This is a genomic window from Streptomyces sp. GQ60 (genome assembly GCF_059758875.1).
Map to the genome: position 1 here is coordinate 159,963 of NZ_JCAXEG010000010.1, position 18,837 is coordinate 178,799.

Below are 18,837 nucleotides of genomic sequence, written 5' to 3' on the forward strand. Positions count from 1 at the left end.
GGCAGCCCGGGCGGGCGAGGCCGGCGCACGCCGCCACGTGCCGGTCAGCGGCAGAGCTCGTCGAGGTCCTCCTCGAAGCTCGCGAACTCCGCCCGAGCCTCGGTGACGATCTCCAGCGCGGGCCTGCGCGGTGCGGTGGCGTGCCGCCCGGCGATCTCGGCGAGGGCCGCGTCCGGCCGCGCCGCCCGCTCCGCGTACAGGGCCGCCTCCCGCGGCCCGAAACCGTCCGCGAGCACCCACAGGAATCCGGACAGGTCACCGGCGACCAGGCCGACCTCACCCTCCGAGCCCATGAACACCACGGGCTGACGGTCGAGGGGCTGCCCCGGACGGACGCACCAGACAGCGGCGAGGCCACCGGAGCCGTCCTGGCCGAAGACCCGGTACGCGTCCCCGTCGAGCTCGTGGTTCCCCGTCCAGTGGCGCAGCCAGTCCGTGGTCTCCTCGGCGGACGCGAAGGCCGTGTAGGGCGCGAAGTCGACGCCCTCACCCTCGTCCCCGTAGTCGAACTCGACCCGTGCCACGTCGGCCAGGGCAGCGGGAAAGCGGCGGTCGTCACCGGGAATCACGATCATTCCCGGAGGCTAGCCCCCGCCACCGACAACGCGCCCCGCACGGCGGAACTACGCCGGCCGGCCCTTGGGACGTCGCAGGCCGGCGGCCGTCAGTCGCCGGACCAGCTCCTTGCTGCCGATCTCGACCGCGCCCGCGCCCACCGCGTCCGCGTAGCGGTGCTCCGGGACGTCGTAGTGGTCGCGTTCGAATGCCTTCGGCGGGCAGCCGATCGACGCCGCGAAGGCGTGCAGTTCCTCGAACGAGGCGTCGCTGACCAGGTGCGACCACATGCGGCCGTGGCCCGGCCAGTCGGGCGGGTCGATGTAGACGGTCATCGGCGGCTCATTCGCCGTACCCGAAGGCCGAGCCGCTCCCGGAGCCGAGGCCGCCGAGGACCGGTGCCAGGCCGCCCACCGGCGCCACCCGCACGCCGGCCTCCGAGCACACCCACATCGGGTCCGGTCCTAGCTCGGGCTCCACGTCCAGCGCGTGCGGCTCGCCGTGGTTGCAGACCGGGCACAGCGGCCAGCGCCCGTACTTCTCCAGCAGCGCGTCCTTCACGTCCTGGGCGACGAGTCCGGCGAGGTAGTCGACGCCTTCCGGCCACTCCTCCACCCACCACCGGCGGTGCGTGACGGCCTCCTCGACGAGGGAGACGACATAGGCCTCGGCGACCTCGCCCGCGACGAGATCGGCGAGTACCAGGGCGCGTGCGGCGTGCAGCGCCTGCTCAAGGGGGGTCGCGTGGTCCATGGACACATTGTGGACCCGGACGGGCCGGGTGGCGAAGGTCCTCTTCCGCCGGTGACTTATGGCGTCTTGACGTTCCCCCCCTCTGAAAATAAGTTTCAAGGGTGAGCGAGAACGTGAAAGAAAACTTCAGCGGAGGCGCGGACGCGACCGTCCCCGTCCCTGCCCCCGCCGCCCTGCGGGCCCGCGTCCGCAGCCTAGGCCCCTCGATGACCCGCTCCATGCAAGCCGTCGCCGAAGCCGTCGCCGAGGACCCCGCGGCCTGCGCCGCGCTCACCGTCAGCGACCTCGCCGCCCGCACCGGCACCAGCGAGGCCACCGTCGTCCGCACCGCCCGCCTCCTCGGCTACCCCGGCTACCGCGACCTGCGCCTCGCGCTCGCCGCGCTCGCCGCCCAGCAGGAGTCCGGCGCGGCCCCCGCCGTCACCGTGGACATAGCCGTCGACGACTCCCTCGCGGACGTGGTCGCCAAACTGGCCCAGGAAGAGGCGCAGACCCTCACCGACACCGCCGCCGGACTCGACGTCGCCGCCCTCGGCTCGGCCGTCGCCGCCCTCGCGGGCGCCCGCCGCATCGAGATCTACGGCGTCGGAGCCTCCGGGCTCGTCGCCCAGGACCTCGCGCAGAAGCTGTCGCGCATCGGGCTCATCGCCCACGCGCACAGCGACCCGCACCTGGCCGTCACCACCGCCGTCCTGCTCCGCCCCGGCGACGTGGCCGTCGCCATCACCCACTCCGGCGGCACCGGCGACGTCATCGAGCCCCTGCGGACCGCCTTCGAGTACGGCGCCACCACCCTCGCGCTCACGGCCCGCGCCAACTCCCCCGTCGTCCACTACGCCGACCTCGTGCTGGCCACCTCCGCCGCCCGCGAGACCCAGCTGCGCCCGGCGGCCATGTCGAGCCGGACCAGCCAGCTCCTCGTCGTCGACTGCCTGTTCGTCGGCGTCGCCCAGCAGACCTACGAGACGGCGGCGCCCGCGCTCGCAGCCTCGTACGAGGCGCTCGCGCCCCGCCACCACACCCCCGTACCCACCGCCAAGCGCAACAGCACCACCCGCTAGCAGCCAGTACCTCAGGAGCCGAAGCCCATGACCGCGTACGCCGAACTCCGCGCCCAGCTCGCCATCTTGACCACCGAGGCCTTCCGCCCCGAACTGGCCGAGATCGACCGGCTCTCCACCCTGGAGATCGCCCGCCTGATGAACGCCGAGGACGCCACCGTCCCGGCCGCCGTCGCCGGTGAGCTGGAGACGATCGCCGCCGCCATCGACGGGATCGCCGAGCGGATGGCCCGCGGCGGGCGCCTGATCTACGCGGGCGCCGGCACCGCCGGCCGCATGGGCGTACTGGACGCCAGCGAATGCCCGCCCACCTTCAACACCGACCCCTCCGAGGTCGTCGGCCTGATCGCGGGCGGCCCCTCCGCCATGGTCAAGGCCGTCGAAGGCGCCGAGGACTCCAAGGAACTGGCCGCCCAGGACCTGACCGCGCTGACCCTGACCGCGGACGACACCGTCATCGGGATCTCCGCCTCCGGCCGCACCCCGTACGCGATCGGCGCCGTCGAGTTCGCCCGCGACCGCGGCGCGCTCACCGTCGGCCTGTCCTGCAACGCCGGCTCCGCGCTCGCCGCAGCCGCCGACCACGGCATCGAGGTGGTCGTCGGCCCCGAACTCCTCACCGGCTCCACCCGGTTGAAGGCCGGCACCGCGCAGAAGCTCGTCCTCAACCTCATCTCGACCCTCACGATGATCCGGCTCGGCAAGACCTACGGAAACCTGATGGTCGACATGCGCTCCTCCAACGAGAAGCTGCGCGCCCGCGCCCGCCGCATCGTCTCGCTGGCCACCGGCGCCCCCGACGCCGAGATCGAGGCCGCGCTCGCCGCCGCCGACGGCGAGGTCAAGCAGGCCATCCTCGTCATCCTCGGCGGAGTCGACGGCCCCACGGCCGCCGAACTGCTCACCGCCTCCCGGGGCCACCTCCGGGCCGCCCTCACCCAGACCCCGCGCTGACCCACCCCTGCCCACCCCCGCTGACCCCCAGCAGCAAGGCGAACCCCACGATGTCCACTGACAAGAACCGCGCCACAGCCGCCGCGATCCTTCCCCTGGTCGGCGGTCCGGACAACATCCTCTCCATCGCGCACTGCATGACCCGCCTGCGGATCACCCTGCTTGACCGCTCCCTGGTCCAGGACGAGGCCCTCAAGGCCCTCCCCGCCGTGATGGGGGTCGTCGAGGACGACACGTACCAGATCGTGCTGGGACCGGGCACCGTCGCCCGCGTCACCCCCGAGTTCGAGGCCCTGGTCGCGGAGGGCCGCTCGTCCGCCTCCGCCTCCGCCGCCTCCTCCTCCGCCTCCTCCTCCGCCGCCGCCCCGGCACCCGCCGGGACCGGCGCCGGCCACACCGCCGAGGAACTCGCCGCCCAGGGCGCGGCCATCAAGAACGCCCGGAAGGCGAAGAACTCCACCCCCTTCAAGCTGTTCCTGCGCCGCATCGCGAACATCTTCGTCCCGCTGATCCCGGCCCTGATCGGCTGCGGCATCATCGCCGGGCTGAACGGGTTCCTCACCAACATGGGCTGGGTGCCGGCCGTCGTCCCGGCGCTCGCCGCGATGGCCTCCGGGTTCATGTCCCTGATCGCGGTCTTCGTCGGCTACAACACGGCCAAGGAGTTCGGCGGCACCGCCATCCTCGGCGGCGCGGTTGCCGCGATCATCGTCTTCCCGGGCGTCGCGAAGATCGACGCCTTCGGCCAGCAGCTCTCCCCCGGCCAGGGCGGCGTCCTCGGCGCACTGGCCGCCGCGCTGCTCGCCGTTCAGGTGGAGAAGTGGTGCCGCAGGTGGGTCCCGGAGGCCCTGGACGTCCTGGTCACCCCCACCCTCACGGTGCTGATCTCCGGCCTGGTCACCATTTTCGGCCTGATGTTCGTCGCCGGTGAGGTCTCCAGCGCGATCGGCACCTTCGCCACCTGGCTGCTCGCCACCGGCGGGGCCTTCGCCGGCCTGGTCCTCGGCGGACTCTTCCTCCCGCTGGTCATGCTGGGCCTGCACCAGGCCCTGATCCCCATCCACACCACCCTGATCGAGCAGACCGGCTACACCGTCCTGCTCCCCATCCTCGCCATGGCGGGCGCGGGCCAGGTCGGCGCGGCCATCGCCGTCTACTACAAGCTCCCGCACAACCGCTCGATCCGCGCCACCATCAAGTCCGCCCTCCCGGCAGGCTTCCTCGGTGTCGGCGAGCCCCTGATCTACGGGGTCTCCCTCCCCCTGGGCCGCCCCTTCATCACCGCCTGCATCGGCGGCGCCGCGGGCGGAGCCTTCGTAGGCCTCTTCAACCAGCTCGGCACCGCCTTCGGTTCCGCCGCCATCGGTCCCTCGGGGTGGGCGCTGTTCCCGCTGCTGGACGGCAAGTCGGGCATGGGGACGACCATCACGATCTACGCGGGCGGCCTGGCGGTCGGCTACCTCGTGGGCTTCGCCGCCACCTACTCCTTCGGCTTCACCCGGCCGATGCTGGCCGAGTTCAACGCGGCCCCGGAGGCGGAGGCCGCCGCCCCGCAGGCCTCCGCCGCGGCGGCGCCGGCGGCCGCGCCCGCCGACACCACGGACTCCGCGCCGGTCCCCGCGGGCCGCTGACGGCGGTCCCCCACGGACGAAGGCTCCCGGCCGGTGTGGTCCACCGGCCGGGAGCCTTCACGTACTGCTCGGATACTGCTCAGATACCCGTCACGTCACGGGCAGTTCGACGGAGCGGGCTTGCCCGCGAAGCGGTCCGCGATCCAGCCCAGGTACTCCGGCTCCGCGACGTGGGGGATCGTCTGGTGCGTCGCCCCCTGGTACTTCGTGTACTCGACCGGCTTGCCGAACCGGCAGGCCCGCTTCACGTACTCGTCGGTGGAGTTCGGGTTGATGACGGTGTCCGCCGTCCCCTGCATCACCAGGACCGGCGCCACCGAGGCGACCAGGCCCGCGGTGTTCTCGCGGAAGCGCCGGTGCCAGGCCTCCGGCACCACCGACAACGGCTGGAACAGCGTGTCGAGCTGCCCGGCGTTGCCCACGTTGTTCTGGATCACGTCGGCGAGGTGCTCGATGCACATCACCCCGTCACCGCGCAGCGCCTCCAGACCGGCCGGCTTCAGCACGTCTTCGGCCTTGAGCTCGGGGTAGGCCGCGAGGAAGCCCCGGTAGACGTTGATGCGCAGCGCCGCGTTGTGGGACGGCGAGGTGGCGGACGTCGGGCCGGGCAGCACGAGGCCGCGGAAGTCCGGTCCCAGGTTGGCGGCGGGCGCCAGCGCCGCGATGCCGACGAGCTGGGTCTCCGGGGTGTACGCCTTGTAGTTCTGGGCGATGAACGCCGCCGCACCGCCGCCCTGCGACCAGCCCAGTACGGCCGCCTTGCCGTTCGCACGGGTGTCGGTGATCTGGCGGGCCGCCCGCACCGAGTCCAGGACGTTGTTCGTCTCGGTCACGGCGACCGTGTACTGGTGCACGCCGGGGGTCCCCAGGCCCTGGTAGTCCGTGCCGACCACGACGTCCCCGGAGTCGAGGAACTGCGTCAGCGCCGGCACGCCGACGTCGATGCCCCACGGGCTGTCGTAGGTGTAGTAGCCGACGAGGTCGGTCGCCGGGTTCGGCACCGCGGAGGGCGCGCACTGCCGCGGTCCGCCCACGGTGCCGTGCGCCCAGGCCACGACGTTGCGCCCGCTGCGCGGCGCGGGGGCGTCGGGCCAGGCGACGATGCCCGAGACGGCGACGCGGGTGCCGTTCTGCAGGGTCGAGAGGTACAGGATCCGGCAGGCGCGCGCACCGTCGGGGGCGTCGACGCGGCGGGCCCAGATCAGGTCGCCGTGCTCCCCCTCGGGCAGCGGCGACGGCGGATCGTAGAACTTCTCGCCCTCCGGCCCGATCGGAACGCCCGGGGCGCACAGGCCCTTGCCGCCCTTGCCACCGTCCGGGTTCGTCCCCGCGGTCTCGGTCGCCGTCGCGGCCGTCCCGCCGCCCAGCGCGAGGATCGCGGCCACACCGGCCGCGGTGATCGCCAGAAGCCGTCGTCTCATCTCATCGTCCGTTCGCTCGGTACCGGGACGCGAGACTAGGAAGAAAGGGACGAAATGTCGCTCACCGTGATGACGTGTTCACCTGTTGTTACGCCCGCCAACGCGACCGGCCCTGCAAGCACCCGGGCCGACGGGCCGCCGGCCATCCCGGGCGACGGTCCGACAATGGCCCGATGACCGACTCGATACCGGCCGTCGTCCCGTCCGGCCGCATGGCCGCCCTCGCCCAGCCCTCGTACGCCCTCCCCTGCGGGATGCGGCTGCGCCCCTGGGAGCCCTACGACGCCCCCGCGCTCGTGGCCGCGTACGCCGACCCGGACATCCGCCACTGGAACCGCCCCGACCCGCTCACCGAGGGGCAGGCCGTCACCCGCATCGCCCGCTGGCGCGAACGCTGGCACGCCGAACGCGCAGCGGTCTGGGCGCTCTCCCCCACCACCGTCGACGCGCCGGCAGTCGGCCTGATCGGCCTCGCCGACCTCGACCTGCGCGGCGGCAGCGGGGAGTTCATGTACTGGCTCCTCCCGGCCGGCCGCGGCATCGGAGCCACTGCCGAAGGCCTGTCCGTCCTGACCCGCTGGGCCTTCGAGGACCTCGGCCTGCACCGGTTGCGCATCACCCACTCCGTGGCCAACCCGGCCTCCTGCCGCGTCGCCCTGAAAGCGGGCTACCCCCTGGAGGGCACCATGCGCGGCGCGCTCCTCCACACGGACGGCTGGCACGACGAACACCTCCACGCCCGCCTGAGCACGGACTGAGGAGACCGGGGGGAGGGAAGCGCCGACCGCCGGGTTACCGCGTCTCGGGCGTGCCCGGAGGCCGGTACCGGATCTGCTCGGCCTTGCGCAGGGCGTCCAGCGTGTCGTCGACGCTCAGGAGGACCGTCGTCTCGAACGAGCTGAGCGCGCCGCCCCCGCTGATCGCCAGGGCTACCGCGGCCATGGACACGTTGCCCGGGGCTTCCCAGAGGTTGTAGCCGTCGTGCGTGCCGAAGGCGTACCAGAAGCCGTGCAGCTCCCCGCCGACCGACTCGATGTACGACCGGGCGGCCTGAGCGCGGTCCTCGGGGTGGGCCATCAACCTCGCCCAGGTCTCCGGCGTGTAGCTGAACCTCGACAGATAGAGCGGCATCGCGTCCACCTTCTTTCGTTTCCTCGACGATGCCCACGCCGGACGGCAGAAGGGGCGGAGCGGATCGCAGCCGTTCCCCCGAACGGCCTGAGACGATGACCGCCACGGCCCAATGCCGCTCAGGGCCACCGACGACGGCGCGTGCATCCCGAGCAACCGGTCGCGGCGCGGGTCGTCACCGCTCGCGCTGACGGGCTCGGTGCCGACGGACGGCGTCCCGGCTGCCGCAGCGTGGCGAGCAGTACCGCTGGGTGCCGTTCCGCGAGGTGTCGACGACGACGTTCGCGCAGGGGTGGGCCATGCACCGGCCGAGGCGACTCATGCCACGCGTCGTCAGGTGCAGTGCGGTGCCGACGCTGAACACGGCGTGCAGGACTCGGGCCAGGTCGTCGTCGACGTCGCGATAGTGCAGGTGCCAGCCCTCGCCGTTGTGGTCGGTCAGGCGTGGGTACGCAGTCGCGGCGGCCATCTGCTCGTTGAGGATCTCCGCCCGCTCGTTCGGGTCGTGGGCGTCAACCACGCGGAGCCAGCCGTCGAGCACTGCCCGGCAGCGGGCGTGGTCCCCGGGCCGCTCGGGGAAGGGCATCGTCATGCCGAACTCGCGGGTGCGCTCCACGATCCCGGCACGGGTATCGGGCCAGTCGTCGGCCAAGGAACGGGCGAGCAGTACGGCGTACTCCCCGTAAGGGTTGAGATGCATAAGGGCATTACATCAGGGTGGTGGCATGTCCCTCACCTCGTTGTCCTCACCCGTGTCCGGTACGTCCCTCCTCGGGATGGCACTCACCGCGCTGGTCATGGTCCTGACCCCTGGGCCGAACATGATCTACCTCGTTTCGCGCAGCATCAGCCAGGGGCGCACCGCGGGGCTCATCTCCCTGACCGGCACCGGCGTCGGCTTCGTCACCTACATGCTGATGGGCAACCTCGGACTCGCGGTCGTGTTCGTCGCCGTGCCCTGGTTGTTCATCGCCTTCAAAGCCGCCGGCGTCCTCTATCTGGCCCACCTCGCGTGGCAGGCCCTGCGCCCCGGAGGGCGGGGCATGTTCGAGGTCCGCGACATTCCCCGTGACAGCCCCGCCCGCCTCTTCCGCATGGGGCTGGTGACGAACCTGCTCAACCCCAAGGCCGCGATCATGTACCTGACCTTGATCCCGCAGTTCATCGACCCGCACCGCGGACATCCGGCCGTGCAGGGCCTGACTCTCGGGTCGGTCCAGATCGCCGTGAGCCTGACCGTCAACGGCCTGTTCGTCATCGCCGCCGGCGCCATAGCCACGTTCCTCGCACAGCGCCCGACCTGGTCCACCGTCCAACGCCGCGTCACCGGCACCCTCCTGGGCGCCGTGGCACTCCTCCTCGTCCGCGAGGTGCCTGCTCGAGCCCGAGTCTGAGCAGGAGTCCTCGCGGCGCGGCGCTGCGCTGCTCGGCGCAGCGTGATCGCTACGCCCGCGCCCGCGGTGGTCAGAGGCCGTTGGTGAACAGCAGCTGGTTCGGGCTGCCCTTGCTGATGCTCTTCAAGACGTCCTTCGTGGACTCGTCGTCCAGGTACTCGGCGATGTCCTGCGGCGTCGCGGCCGGGTTCGCCTGCTTGTAGAGGACGGCCACGCCGGTGACGTGCGGTGCGGCCATGGACGTGCCGTTCTCGGCCACGCTGCCGCCGCCCAGCTTCGCGGAGACGATCGCCTCTCCGGGCGCGTAAAGACTCACGCACGTGCCGTAGTTGGAAAAGCTGGTCTCCTCGTCCCACTGGTTGCCGGCGGCGACCGTCAGGACCTTGCTCGCCGACGCGGGCGAGACGAGGCAGGCGTCCTTCGCGGAGTTGCCCGCCGCGAAGACGGGCAGGACGCCGGCGTCCGTCACGGCGTTCGCCGCGTTGTTCAGGGCCTCGGACTTGTCACCGCCGAGGGAGCCGTTGAGGACGGCGGGCTGCTTGGCGTTCTTGGCCACCCAGTCCAGGCCCGCGAGGATCCCGGAGGAATCGCCCGTGCCCTCGCAGTTGAGGACCCGGACGCTGACTACGGAGGCCTTCCGAGCCACCCCGTACGTGCTGCCGGCGACCGTGCCCGCGACGTGCGTGCCGTGGCCGTTGCAGTCCTGGCCGTCGCGGCCGTCCTTGATCGCGTCGAAACCGAAGGTGGCCCGCCCGCCGAACTCCTCGTGCTTGTAGTCGATGCCCGTGTCGAGGATGTACGCGGTCACCCCGGCGCCGTTGCCCTGGGTGGTGAAGGCGTTGTCGAGCGGCAGCTGCCTCTGGTCGATCCGGTCCAGGCCCCAGGAGGCGGACGGCCCGCGCAGGGCGGTGGCCGTCCTCGCCGCGCTCGACGGCGCCGAGACCTTCGCGTCCGTCTCCACCGACTTCACGCCCAGGGCGACGCGGGCGATCTCCAGCTGAAGCTTGGTCATGGGGACGGCGAAGCCGTTCATGGCCTTGGTGTAGAGGAACTTCGGCTTGAGGCCCAGCCGCTCCGCGACCTTGGCCGGGTCGTAGCCCGGCTCCAGCGTCACGATGTACTGGCCGGGGATGGCGTTGGCCGAGACCGTCAGCGGCACGGGGGCGGGCTCGGGCGCGGCGGCGGACGCGGTACCGACGGCCACCGGGGTGACGGCGAGCAGGGCGGCGGTGGCGGCGCGGGCGAGCAGGCGCATGGACATCGAGGGAACTCCCGAAGGGTGGAGGGCGGCACACGGAAGCCGCCACCGTTCGACGGGGAACGCGTCCCGGAGTGCGGCCCCTCCTTCATCGGCGGGCCGGCCGATGGTCTTGACCGGCTGCCACCGCCGTCCGGCCGCACCGCCGTTCGCCGCGATCCGATACTCGTACCGACTGAAGAAAGGATTCGGTCCGCTCGCCTCCGGGGCCCTGCCGGCCTGGCGGCCGGCCTCGCTCGGGTGTGGCACGGACCTGCAAGTTCACCCGTACGGAAGGCGGTGCACGCGGATCCGGCGAGGGGGCGCACGCGCGGTCGTCGCGGTTCACCACCGCCCGCGGCCGCCGCACCGGGCGGGGTCGTTGACCGGGCCGGACCGGCGTGGTGGCCTCGCCCCATGCGTACTCGTACGAGCTGGACCCTGCCGACGACCCTCGCCGCCCTCGCCCTGGCCGCCTCGGCCGCCCTGCCCGCGCACGCCGCCGCCCTCGACCCGCCCCCCGGCCCCGCGACTCCCGCGTCCCGTACGGCCCCGGCCGAGTGGCCGGCGTACATCGTCACCGTGCACCGCGGCCTCGACCCGGCCGCCGTCGCGGACGCCTACGGGATCACCCCGGTCCACGTCTACCGCCACGCCATCAACGGCTTCAGCGCCCGACTCTCCCCCGACCAGGTCGAGTCCCTGCGGGCGACGGCGGTCGTGACTTCGGTCGAGGCGGACGGCCCGGTCACCGTCGCGGGCCCCGCCGTCTAACCCCTGATCAGTGCGGGAAGCTCCCCGTGTCCAGCGTCAGCGCGAAGGGCTCGGGGAGCCGCAACCCGTCGCCGAAGGCCACCCGGGCGGCGTGCTTGTACGCGCCGTTCTGGGGCTCGGTGAACAGCGTGGCCGTGGGGCCGTGCTCGTCGAAGCGGTCGATGAGGAGGTAGACCGGGACGGGGGCGTGGGCGTAGGCCCAGAGCTTCTTCTTCCGGTCGTCATCGGCATTGCTCCGGGAGGTGATCTCCACGACGAGCAGGGCCTCGGCCGCGTCGACGGGGTCGGAGACCTCGGCTTCGACGTCATCGACCAGGGCGGACGGGGCGACCACCAGGTCCGGAACGTAGATCTCGCCGAGTGCGGCGATGTGGACGCCGAGCCACTGATAGACACCCCGCTCGCGCGGCACGACCCCGTACAGAGCCCGCTGCACCTTGGCCGCGATGGCGTGGTGGTGACGGTCGGACGGCGGGTCCAAGGTGATCCGGCCGCCGTTGCTCTCGGCCCGCCAGCCCTTCGGTACGTCCAGGTCGCACCAGGTCTGCAGCACGTACTCCCACGTGTGACCGCCGGTGTCGCGGCCGGGCTCGGGCGTGGCGGTGGTCATCGCGGTTCCCCTCTGTGTGGCATATGCCAGCGAGGGTAGGGCGGGCCGCCGACGGGTGGCGGGCGCTTCCCTTCCCCGTCCCACGATCGAGTGGCGCAGGCGCCCGCTACACCCGTTCCGGAGCCTGCGCCGACGGGACCACCGTACGGACCGGGTCCCAGCACTGGACGCCCTTCAGGTCCGGCATGCGGTCGCGGGTGAAGACCGGTTCCAGGCCCGCCCGGCGCTGCGCGAGGTAGTCGTCCAGGAGGCGGAAGGCGATGGCCGACAGCGGGATGATCGCGGCCAGGTTGATCAGGGCCATGAGGCCCATGAACACGTCCGCCAGGTTCCAGACGATCGACACCGAGCCGAGCGAGCCCAGGACGACCGCCGACAGGACCAGCACCCGGTATCCGGGGAGGACCCACCGCTTGCGGGTGATGAACTGGATGTTGGTCTCGCCGTAGTAGTAGTTCCCGATCATGCTGCTGAAAGCGAGCATGAAGACCACCACCGTCAGCAGGTGGCCGGCCCAGCCGCCCAGCGTGTCGCTCAGCGCCGTCTGCGTCAGGTCGGCCCCCTGGCGGCCCGACAGCTCAGGGTTGGTGACGAGGACGATGAAGGCCGTCATCGTGCACACCAGGAGGGTGTCGAAGAAGACGCCGAGGGACTGTACGAGGCCCTGCTTGACCGGGTGCGAGACCTCGGCGGCCGCGCCCGCGTTCGGGGCCGAGCCCAGGCCCGCCTCGTTGGAGAACATGCCGCGCCGGATGCCCTGCTGGATGGCCGCGCCGATACCGCCGGCCGCCAGCTCGCGGAAGCCGAAGGCGCCGCCGACGATGTCCGCCATGACCCGGGGGAACTCGGTGATGTTGAGGATGACCACCGCCGCGCCGAGCAGCAGGTAGACGATCGCCATCACCGGGACCAGGACCGTGGTGATGGACGAGATCCGCTTGACCCCGCCGAAGACGGCCAGGCCCAGCAGGGCGGCCAGCAGCACGCCCAGCGAGGGGCCGAACCAGTTCGACCCGTCCGCGTCGGCCAGCGAGCCGGAGGCGACGGCGGTGATGGTGTTGGCCTGCACGGCGTTGAAGACGAAGCCGAAGGTGACGGTGATCGTCACCGCGAAGAGCACCCCGAGCCAGCGTTTACCGAGCGCCCGCTGCATGTAGTAGGCGGGGCCGCCCCGGTAGGCGCCGCTGGAGTTCCGCACCTTGTAGAGCTGGGCGAGGGCCGACTCCACGAAGGCGGAGGCCGCGCCGATCAGCGCCATCGTCCACATCCAGAAGACGGCGCCCGCGCCGCCCAGGGTGATGGCCGCGGCGACACCGGCGATGTTGCCCGTACCGACGCGCGCGGCGGCCGAGATCGTGAAGGCGCCGAAGGACGAGACCTGCTCGCGGCCGTCGGCGCGGGGCGGGGTCTTCTCCTTCACCACCCGGAACATCTCGGGAAGCAGGCGCAGCTGCACACCCCGGGAGCGGACCGTGAAGTACAGGCCCGCACCGACCACCAGCGGAATCAGCAGGTAGGTCCAGAGGTGATCGTTGACGTTGACGATCACCGAATCCAGAGTGTCCATGTGTCGAAGTCTCGCCGGGGCGGAAGGCCCACCGACAGGGACCTACGTCCGTCGCCGGGGGGACGGAAGGCCCGCGCCGCGCGCCCTTCGCCCCGTCTCGGGACTCACGCCCACAGACCGTGCCGCCCCGCCCAGTCCCCTACCGCCGCCGCGACCAGCAGCGGGTGGTCCTCCGGGGTGTGGTGCCCGGCGGGCACGTCGTCGTGCCGGGCCAGTTCCAGGGCGGCCATGTTCGCCACGCACCACTCGACGGTCTCCGGGCCCATCATCGCCCCGGGTCCGGGAGCGAAGGTCAGCAGCAGCTTGGGCACGTCCGGGCTCCCCGCGAGCCACTCCCCGTACGCCGCCACGCGGGCCACCACCTCGGCGGGTTCCCCGCCCAGCGGCATCGACCGGGCCCACTGGAGCAGCGGGCGCCGGCTCTCCCTCGTCGGGTACGGGGCCCGGTACGCGTCCATGTCGCGGGGGTCCAGCGGGCGGGCGACGGTGCCGGGCAGTGCCTGCTCGACGAAGCCGTTCGCGTCGAGGATCATGGCCTCGCCGACGCCGGGCGTCTTGATCGCCCGGAACAGCTCGCGGCCGCCCTCCGGGAACTCCTCCCAGCTCATCGGCTTGACGATGGTTTCCGTGAACGCGATCCCACGCACCTGCCCCGGATGCCGGGCAGCCCGGTCGAAGGCGAGCGCGCCTCCCCAGTCGTGCCCGACCAGCACCGCCTGCTCCAGCCCGAGCGCGTCGAACCAGGCGTCGAGGTAGCGGGCGTGATCCGCGAAGGTGTAGCCGATGGCGGGCTTGCCCGAGTCCCCCATCCCGATCAGGTCCGGCGCGAGCAGCCGGGCCGGGCCGCCGACGGCGGGCAGGACCTCCCGCCAGAGGTGGGAGGAGGTCGGGTTCCCGTGCAGGAAGACCACGGGCACACCGGTGGGCGCACCGGCCTCCCGGTAGTGGATCGTCGAGTCGAGTACGGGCTGTACGGGCATGGCTGCTGCTCCTGAGCGTTGGGGACGAGAAAGAGGAGACGGGGAAGGGGGAGGGGAAAGGGGCCGCCGGTCGGCCCCGGGGGTCAGCGGAAGGCCGCCGCCGAGCGGTCCGCCCAGGCGGCGAAGGGGCGCGGGGCCCGGCCGAGGATCCGCTCGACGGCCGGGCTGACGGCCCGTTCGGCGGCGACCGGCGCGCCCAGGATCGACAGCGTGCCCTCCACCGCCGGCTCGGGCATGAAGGTCAGCATCTGCGCCCGTGCCTCCTCGGGGCTCTGCTCCACGAACCGCACCGGCTCGCCGATCACCTCCGCGATCGCCCCGGCCCGCTCGCGCGGGGTGACCGGCGCCGGGCCGGTCAGGTCGTACGTGTTCCCCGCGTGCCCGGAGCCCCGCAGTACGGCCGCCGCGACCTCGGCCACGTCCGCCGGGTCGACCGTCGGCAGCCCGACGTCCCCGAAGGGCGCGGCGGCCGTGCGGTGCGCACGGATCGACTCGGCCCAGGCGAAGGCGTTGGAGTCGAGCCCGCCCGAGCGCAGGACCGTCCACTCCAGGCCGGACCGGCGGACAGCCTCCTCGAAGTCGGCGGGGTGCCGGTACTGCTCGGGCCGGCTCCCGACGCCCTGCGAGGACAGCAGTACGACCCTGCGTACGCCGGCCTCCGCAGCCAGGCCGAGCACCGCCTGCGGGTCCTCGCCGGCGACGAGCAGGAACAGGGCCCGGGCCCCGGCGAGGGCGGGCCGCAGGCTCTGCGGCTCGGCGAGGTCGGCCCGGTGGTGGCGCACCCCCTCGGGCAGGGCCTCCCCCGGCGCCCGGCGAGAGACCGCGGTGACCCGTTCCCCCGCTGCCGCGAGGATCCGTACGAGCTCGCTGCCGACGTTTCCGGTCGCACCGGTGATGACGATCATGAAGGCCGCCCCCTGAAGCCCGTCCGAGTTAGTCGACTGACTTACTTCTGGGCCGACCATAGCCTCCCGGGCGGCGCCCGTCTACACTTAGTCAGGTGACTTACTCAGGTACGAAGCGCGGGGGCAAGCGCGAGCGCCTCGCCGCGGCCGCGGCCCAGGTCCTGCACGAACAGGGCATGGAGAAGACGACGATCGCCGACATCGCGCGCGCGGCCGACGTCCCCCTCGGCAACGTCTACTACTACTTCAAGACCAAGGACCAGCTGGTCGAGGCCGCCATCGACGCGCACGCCCAGACCCTCGCGGGCATGATCAGCGCCCTCGACGAACTCCCCGCCCCGCAGGACCGGCTGAAGGCCCTCCTCGCCGGCTGGGTCGATCAGCGCGAGCTCACCGCCCGCTACGGCTGCCCCACCGGATCCCTGGCCTCCGAGCTCGACAAGCGCGACGACGGCCTCGACCAGACCCTCGCGAAGGTCATGGGGGTGCTGCTCGACTGGGCGGAGCAGCAGTTCCTCGCATTGGGCCGGACCACCGACGCGCGCGAACTCGCGGTCGCGCTGATCGCCTCGTACCAGGGCATCTCGCTGCTCACGAACACCTTCCGCGACCCGGAGATGATGGCCTCGGAGGGACGCCGCCTGGAGCGCTGGATCGACTCGCTGGCCTAGCCGCACTACGGCGCCGGATGGCTGGACCCTGCGGGGCGGAGTCCCCTACCCGCCCTTCCACCGTTCCCAGGGCGCTGCCCCGACCCGGTCCTCAAACGCCGGACGGGCTGGGGAGGGGTACCGGCTGCGCCCGGACCCCCTGGGGCTCCGCCCCGGACCCCGGTCCTCACACGCCGGACGGCTGAAAATCACGCCGGACGGCTGAAAGGCCCCGCCTCGGGCACCGGGCGGCCGAAAGCCCCCCGCCGTCAGACCCGGCGGGGCCTCGCACCCCGGGCCGCCGTGATGAAGGCGCGGATGAGGTCCGGGGACTTCACCCCGCGCTCGCTCTCCACGCCGCTGGAGACGTCCACGCCCCAGGCGCCGGTGACCGTGAGGGCCTCCCCGACGTTCCCCGGCGTCAGCCCGCCCGCCAGCAGCCAGCGGCCCGCGGGGGCGGTGAACTCCGCCGAGCCCCAGTTCCACGGCTTGCCGGAGCCGGGGTCGGGGGCGTCGAGCAGCAGCAGGTCCTCGCCGTACTCCCCGCAGCGCTCCACGTGCTGCGCCGTGGCGCGCAGCAGGGTGCGGCCCTCGGCGCGCAGCACCGCGAAGTCCTCCGGGCCCTCCTCGCCGTGCAGTTGCACGCCCCGTACGCCGCTCTCCTCGGTGAACCGGCGCACCTCCGCCACGGACTGTCCCCGGAACACCCCCACGGTGAGCACCCCGTCCGGCACGTGCCCGGCGAGCTCCCGTGCCGTCTCCGCGCCGACCGTGCGCGGACTGCCGGGCGCGAAGACGAAGCCCACGGCATCGGCCCCGGCCGCCACGGCGACTTCGACGTCCCGCTCGGTCCGCAGCCCGCAGATCTTGATGAACACGTCGCTCACGTCAGTCATGCCGACAGTCAACCAGCTCACGCGGGGGCGTCGACGGACAGTCCCGCATCGCGGGCGGCACCCGCGAGGCGCTTGTCGTAGGTGACGAACGAGGTCAGGCGCGCGCCGATGCCGAGCGCTGTCGCCAGTTGGATGGCATCGAGGCTTCGAACGGTGGCGGGCCGCACGGTCTGGGCCGGGATGCGGATGCCCGGATCGAGGTCGATCAGGTCGATCAGATCGATCAGGTCCAGGACGAGATGAAGCCGCGCAGCGGCTTGCGGCGCACGGCCGGCCAACGCCCGAGGGCGGCACCCCCTCCGTCAGGAAGGGGTGCCGCCCTCGGTACGTGAAGAACAGCCGATCTACCTTCGGGCCGGGGCCCGGGGGCGGATCAGAAGTCCATGTCGCCGCCCGGCATGCCGCCGCCGGCAGCGGCGCCGGCCTTCTCGGGCTTGTCGGCGATGACGGCCTCGGTGGTGAGGAAGAGGGCCGCGATCGACGCCGCGTTCTGCAGGGCAGAGCGGGTGACCTTCGCCGGGTCGATGATGCCCTCGGCGATCATGTCGACGTACTCGCCGGTCGCGGCGTTCAGGCCGTGACCGATCGGCAGGTTGCGGACCTTCTCCACGACGACGCCACCCTCGAGACCACCGTTGATGGCGATCTGCTTGAGCGGGGCCTCCAGCGCGAGCTTGACGGCGTTGGCGCCGGTCGCCTCGTCGCCGGTGAGCTCGAGCTTGTCGAAGACCGAGGAGGCCTGCAGCAGGGCCACGCCACCACCGGCGACGATGCCCTCTTCGACGGCCGCCTTCGCGTTGCGAACGGCGTCCTCGATGCGGTGCTTGCGCTCCTTGAGCTCCACCTCGGTCGCGGCGCCGGCCTTGATGACCGCGACACCGCCGGCGAGCTTCGCCAGGCGCTCCTGCAGCTTCTCGCGGTCGTAGTCCGAGTCGGAGTTCTCGATCTCGGCGCGGATCTGGTTGACGCGGCCCTGGACCTGGTCGCTGTCACCGGAGCCGTCGACGATGGTCGTCTCGTCCTTGGTGATGACGACCTTGCGGGCGCGGCCGAGCAGGTCGAGACCGGCGTTCTCGAGCTTGAGGCCGACCTCCTCGGAGATGACCGTGCCGCCCGTGAGGATGGCGATGTCGCCGAGCATGGCCTTGCGGCGGTCGCCGAAGCCCGGAGCCTTGACGGCGACGGACTTGAAGGTGCCGCGGATCTTGTTGACGACGAGGGTGGAGAGCGCCTCGCCCTCGACGTCCTCGGCGATGATCAGCAGCGGCTTGCCGGACTGCATGACCTTCTCCAGGAGCGGCAGCAGGTCCTTGACCGAGCCGATCTTGGAGTTGACGATCAGGATGTACGGGTCGTCGAGGGACGACTCCATGCGCTCCATGTCGGTGGCGAAGTACGCCGAGATGTAGCCCTTGTCGAAGCGCATGCCCTCGGTGAGCTCAAGCTCCAGGCCGAAGGTCTGCGACTCCTCGACCGTGATGACGCCTTCCTTGCCGACCTTGTCCATGGCCTCCGCGATGAGCTCGCCGATCTGGGTGTCGGCGGCGGAGATGGAGGCCGTCGAAGCGATCTGCTCCTTGGTCTCGACGTCCTTGGCCTGCGCCAGCAGGGCGGCGGAGACGGCCTCGACGGCCTTCTCGATACCGCGCTTGAGGGCCATCGGGTTCGCACCGGCGGCCACGTTGCGCAGGCCCTCGCGGACGAGCGCCTGGGCGAGAACGGTGGCGGTGGTCGTACCGTCGCCGGCGACGTCGTCCGTCTTCTTGGCGACTTCCTTGACCAGCTCGGCGCCGATCTTCTCGTACGGGTCCTCGAGCTCGATCTCCTTGGCGATGGAGACACCATCGTTGGTGATCGTGGGGGCGCCCCACTTCTTCTCAAGGACGACGTTGCGACCCTTGGGGCCAAGGGTGACCTTGACGGCGTCGGCGAGCTGGTTCATGCCTCGCTCGAGACCGCGCCGGGCCTCCTCGTTGAACGCAATGATCTTGGCCATCTGAAGTGGTCCTCCCGGACAGCGGTGGATTGCTCCCGGACCGCGCCCGCGCCCGCGACGGACGGCCTGCGTGCCCGGCGGTTTCTTCCCGCCGGACCCTGTGGGCCTCACTGACCCGGTCCTCGTATAGGTAGCACTCTCACCAGGAGAGTGCTAACGCCAATGATTAGCACTCGACCCCCTCGAGTGCAAGCGGCTTCGGGCAACCCGCGGTGAACAGCCGGGCCCCGCAAGGGCGCCGGGGCCGCCACGCACGAGGGGCCCGCATCCCGTGTCCAGGATGTGGGCCCCTCGTACATATGCCGTTGTGCCGTCGTACGCG

General features: G+C 72.0%; 21 protein-coding genes. 7 read left to right on the forward strand and 14 right to left on the reverse strand.

Translation table 11 applies throughout. From position 1 onward, the window contains the following. Positions 1-44: 44 nt before the first annotated feature. The 3 genes from AC6CKD_RS24560 to AC6CKD_RS24570 are packed head-to-tail and all read right to left on the reverse strand — an operon-like array spanning position 45 to position 1,308. A complete protein-coding gene (locus tag AC6CKD_RS24560) occupies positions 45-575 on the reverse strand; it encodes an SMI1/KNR4 family protein (protein WP_498329920.1) in 531 nt (176 codons plus the stop codon). Positions 576-623: 48 nt separating this feature from the next. Further along, positions 624-890 carry a DUF4031 domain-containing protein gene (locus tag AC6CKD_RS24565; RefSeq protein WP_478689397.1) on the reverse strand — a complete coding sequence of 89 codons (267 nt, stop codon included), beginning with the start codon at positions 888-890 and terminating at the stop codon, positions 624-626. Between the two features lie 7 nt (positions 891-897). Continuing rightward, a complete protein-coding gene (locus tag AC6CKD_RS24570; protein ID WP_498329922.1) occupies positions 898-1,308 on the reverse strand; it encodes a DUF8819 family protein in 411 nt (136 codons plus the stop codon). Between the two features lie 101 nt (positions 1,309-1,409). On the opposite strand from AC6CKD_RS24570, the gene AC6CKD_RS24575 reads away from it, so the two are divergent. Genes AC6CKD_RS24575 through AC6CKD_RS24585 form a run of 3 tightly spaced genes read left to right on the forward strand, consistent with a single transcriptional unit; the run spans position 1,410 to position 4,954 of the window. After that, positions 1,410-2,369, forward strand: a complete 960-nt coding sequence (locus AC6CKD_RS24575) for a MurR/RpiR family transcriptional regulator (protein ID WP_498329923.1) — start codon at positions 1,410-1,412, stop codon at positions 2,367-2,369. 27 nt (positions 2,370-2,396) lie between these two features. After that, positions 2,397-3,323: an N-acetylmuramic acid 6-phosphate etherase gene (gene murQ, locus AC6CKD_RS24580; RefSeq protein WP_498329925.1), complete on the forward strand. Its 927-nt coding sequence runs from the start codon at positions 2,397-2,399 to the stop codon at positions 3,321-3,323. 50 nt (positions 3,324-3,373) lie between these two features. Further along, a complete protein-coding gene (locus AC6CKD_RS24585; RefSeq protein WP_498329926.1) occupies positions 3,374-4,954 on the forward strand; it encodes a PTS transporter subunit EIIC in 1,581 nt (526 codons plus the stop codon). A gap of 95 nt (positions 4,955-5,049) precedes the next feature. Here the strand turns inward: AC6CKD_RS24585 and AC6CKD_RS24590 are convergent, their stop codons facing one another. Next, complete coding sequence (locus tag AC6CKD_RS24590) at positions 5,050-6,375, reverse strand: lipase family protein (protein WP_498329927.1); 1,326 nt, start codon at positions 6,373-6,375, stop codon at positions 5,050-5,052. A 173-nt stretch (positions 6,376-6,548) separates the two neighbouring features. Here AC6CKD_RS24590 and AC6CKD_RS24595 point away from each other — a divergent pair, with 173 nt between their 5' ends. After that, a complete protein-coding gene (locus AC6CKD_RS24595; RefSeq protein WP_498329929.1) occupies positions 6,549-7,133 on the forward strand; it encodes a GNAT family N-acetyltransferase in 585 nt (194 codons plus the stop codon). Between the two features lie 34 nt (positions 7,134-7,167). Here the strand turns inward: AC6CKD_RS24595 and AC6CKD_RS24600 are convergent, their stop codons facing one another. Then, a complete protein-coding gene (locus AC6CKD_RS24600) occupies positions 7,168-7,506 on the reverse strand; it encodes a GYD domain-containing protein (RefSeq protein ID WP_498329930.1) in 339 nt (112 codons plus the stop codon). 175 nt (positions 7,507-7,681) lie between these two features. Further along, complete coding sequence (locus tag AC6CKD_RS24605) at positions 7,682-8,206, reverse strand: CGNR zinc finger domain-containing protein (protein ID WP_498329932.1); 525 nt, start codon at positions 8,204-8,206, stop codon at positions 7,682-7,684. Between the two features lie 25 nt (positions 8,207-8,231). Here AC6CKD_RS24605 and AC6CKD_RS24610 point away from each other — a divergent pair, with 25 nt between their 5' ends. Continuing rightward, positions 8,232-8,900, forward strand: a complete 669-nt coding sequence (locus AC6CKD_RS24610; protein WP_498329934.1) for a LysE family translocator — start codon at positions 8,232-8,234, stop codon at positions 8,898-8,900. A gap of 70 nt (positions 8,901-8,970) precedes the next feature. On the opposite strand, the gene AC6CKD_RS24615 is transcribed toward AC6CKD_RS24610, so the two are convergent. After that, a complete protein-coding gene (locus AC6CKD_RS24615) occupies positions 8,971-10,155 on the reverse strand; it encodes a S8 family peptidase (protein WP_498330116.1) in 1,185 nt (394 codons plus the stop codon). Between the two features lie 399 nt (positions 10,156-10,554). Here AC6CKD_RS24615 and AC6CKD_RS24620 point away from each other — a divergent pair, with 399 nt between their 5' ends. After that, the gene (locus AC6CKD_RS24620) at positions 10,555-10,911 is read left to right on the forward strand and encodes a protease inhibitor I9 family protein (protein WP_498329936.1); all 357 of its coding nucleotides are present in this window, start codon (positions 10,555-10,557) and stop codon (positions 10,909-10,911) included. Between the two features lie 7 nt (positions 10,912-10,918). On the opposite strand, the gene AC6CKD_RS24625 is transcribed toward AC6CKD_RS24620, so the two are convergent. The 4 genes from AC6CKD_RS24625 to AC6CKD_RS24640 form a co-directional block, all read right to left on the reverse strand. Then, entirely contained in the window at positions 10,919-11,521 is a 603-nt protein-coding gene (locus AC6CKD_RS24625) for a Uma2 family endonuclease (RefSeq protein ID WP_498329937.1), read from the reverse strand. 106 nt (positions 11,522-11,627) lie between these two features. Then, positions 11,628-13,088, reverse strand: coding sequence for an alanine/glycine:cation symporter family protein (locus AC6CKD_RS24630; protein ID WP_498329939.1), 1,461 nt, complete (start codon positions 13,086-13,088; stop codon positions 11,628-11,630). 104 nt (positions 13,089-13,192) lie between these two features. Then, on the reverse strand, positions 13,193-14,068 hold the full coding sequence (locus AC6CKD_RS24635; RefSeq protein ID WP_498329941.1) for a haloalkane dehalogenase: 876 nt from the start codon (positions 14,066-14,068) through the stop codon (positions 13,193-13,195). Between the two features lie 83 nt (positions 14,069-14,151). Next, positions 14,152-14,973 (reverse strand): SDR family oxidoreductase, encoded by an 822-nt coding sequence (locus AC6CKD_RS24640; protein WP_498329943.1) that lies wholly within the window; start codon positions 14,971-14,973, stop codon positions 14,152-14,154. A 95-nt stretch (positions 14,974-15,068) separates the two neighbouring features. Between AC6CKD_RS24640 and AC6CKD_RS24645 the strand changes: the two genes are divergently transcribed. Continuing rightward, positions 15,069-15,644, forward strand: a complete 576-nt coding sequence (locus tag AC6CKD_RS24645; RefSeq protein ID WP_498329945.1) for a TetR/AcrR family transcriptional regulator — start codon at positions 15,069-15,071, stop codon at positions 15,642-15,644. 248 nt (positions 15,645-15,892) lie between these two features. Here AC6CKD_RS24645 and AC6CKD_RS24650 read toward each other — a convergent pair whose 3' ends face one another. The 3 genes from AC6CKD_RS24650 to groL all read right to left on the reverse strand — a co-directional run bounded on the left by AC6CKD_RS24650 (position 15,893) and on the right by groL (position 18,515). Next, positions 15,893-16,519, reverse strand: a complete 627-nt coding sequence (locus AC6CKD_RS24650; protein ID WP_498329947.1) for a phosphoribosylanthranilate isomerase — start codon at positions 16,517-16,519, stop codon at positions 15,893-15,895. 17 nt (positions 16,520-16,536) lie between these two features. Continuing rightward, positions 16,537-16,797: a PIN domain-containing protein gene (locus AC6CKD_RS24655; protein ID WP_498329948.1), complete on the reverse strand. Its 261-nt coding sequence runs from the start codon at positions 16,795-16,797 to the stop codon at positions 16,537-16,539. A gap of 95 nt (positions 16,798-16,892) precedes the next feature. After that, positions 16,893-18,515: a chaperonin GroEL gene (gene groL, locus AC6CKD_RS24660; RefSeq protein ID WP_498329950.1), complete on the reverse strand. Its 1,623-nt coding sequence runs from the start codon at positions 18,513-18,515 to the stop codon at positions 16,893-16,895. Positions 18,516-18,837: the final 322 nt, after the last annotated feature.

Coding starts and splice junctions, on each gene's coding strand:
- AC6CKD_RS24640 (WP_498329943.1), bottom strand. CDS start 14,973: ATGATCGTCATCACCGGTGCGACCGGAAACGTCGGCAGCGAGCTCGTA.
- AC6CKD_RS24570 (WP_498329922.1), bottom strand. CDS start 1,308: ATGGACCACGCGACCCCCCTTGAGCAGGCGCTGCACGCCGCACGCGCC.
- AC6CKD_RS24625 (WP_498329937.1), bottom strand. CDS start 11,521: ATGACCACCGCCACGCCCGAGCCCGGCCGCGACACCGGCGGTCACACG.
- AC6CKD_RS24565 (WP_478689397.1), bottom strand. CDS start 890: ATGACCGTCTACATCGACCCGCCCGACTGGCCGGGCCACGGCCGCATG.
- AC6CKD_RS24605 (WP_498329932.1), bottom strand. CDS start 8,206: ATGCATCTCAACCCTTACGGGGAGTACGCCGTACTGCTCGCCCGTTCC.
- AC6CKD_RS24630 (WP_498329939.1), bottom strand. CDS start 13,088: ATGGACACTCTGGATTCGGTGATCGTCAACGTCAACGATCACCTCTGG.
- AC6CKD_RS24560 (WP_498329920.1), bottom strand. CDS start 575: ATGATCGTGATTCCCGGTGACGACCGCCGCTTTCCCGCTGCCCTGGCC.
- AC6CKD_RS24600 (WP_498329930.1), bottom strand. CDS start 7,506: ATGCCGCTCTATCTGTCGAGGTTCAGCTACACGCCGGAGACCTGGGCG.
- AC6CKD_RS24595 (WP_498329929.1), top strand. CDS start 6,549: ATGACCGACTCGATACCGGCCGTCGTCCCGTCCGGCCGCATGGCCGCC.
- AC6CKD_RS24635 (WP_498329941.1), bottom strand. CDS start 14,068: ATGCCCGTACAGCCCGTACTCGACTCGACGATCCACTACCGGGAGGCC.
- AC6CKD_RS24650 (WP_498329947.1), bottom strand. CDS start 16,519: ATGACTGACGTGAGCGACGTGTTCATCAAGATCTGCGGGCTGCGGACC.
- AC6CKD_RS24610 (WP_498329934.1), top strand. CDS start 8,232: ATGTCCCTCACCTCGTTGTCCTCACCCGTGTCCGGTACGTCCCTCCTC.
- AC6CKD_RS24590 (WP_498329927.1), bottom strand. CDS start 6,375: ATGAGACGACGGCTTCTGGCGATCACCGCGGCCGGTGTGGCCGCGATC.
- AC6CKD_RS24620 (WP_498329936.1), top strand. CDS start 10,555: ATGCGTACTCGTACGAGCTGGACCCTGCCGACGACCCTCGCCGCCCTC.
- AC6CKD_RS24585 (WP_498329926.1), top strand. CDS start 3,374: ATGTCCACTGACAAGAACCGCGCCACAGCCGCCGCGATCCTTCCCCTG.
- AC6CKD_RS24615 (WP_498330116.1), bottom strand. CDS start 10,155: ATGCGCCTGCTCGCCCGCGCCGCCACCGCCGCCCTGCTCGCCGTCACC.
- murQ (WP_498329925.1), top strand. CDS start 2,397: ATGACCGCGTACGCCGAACTCCGCGCCCAGCTCGCCATCTTGACCACC.
- groL (WP_498329950.1), bottom strand. CDS start 18,515: ATGGCCAAGATCATTGCGTTCAACGAGGAGGCCCGGCGCGGTCTCGAG.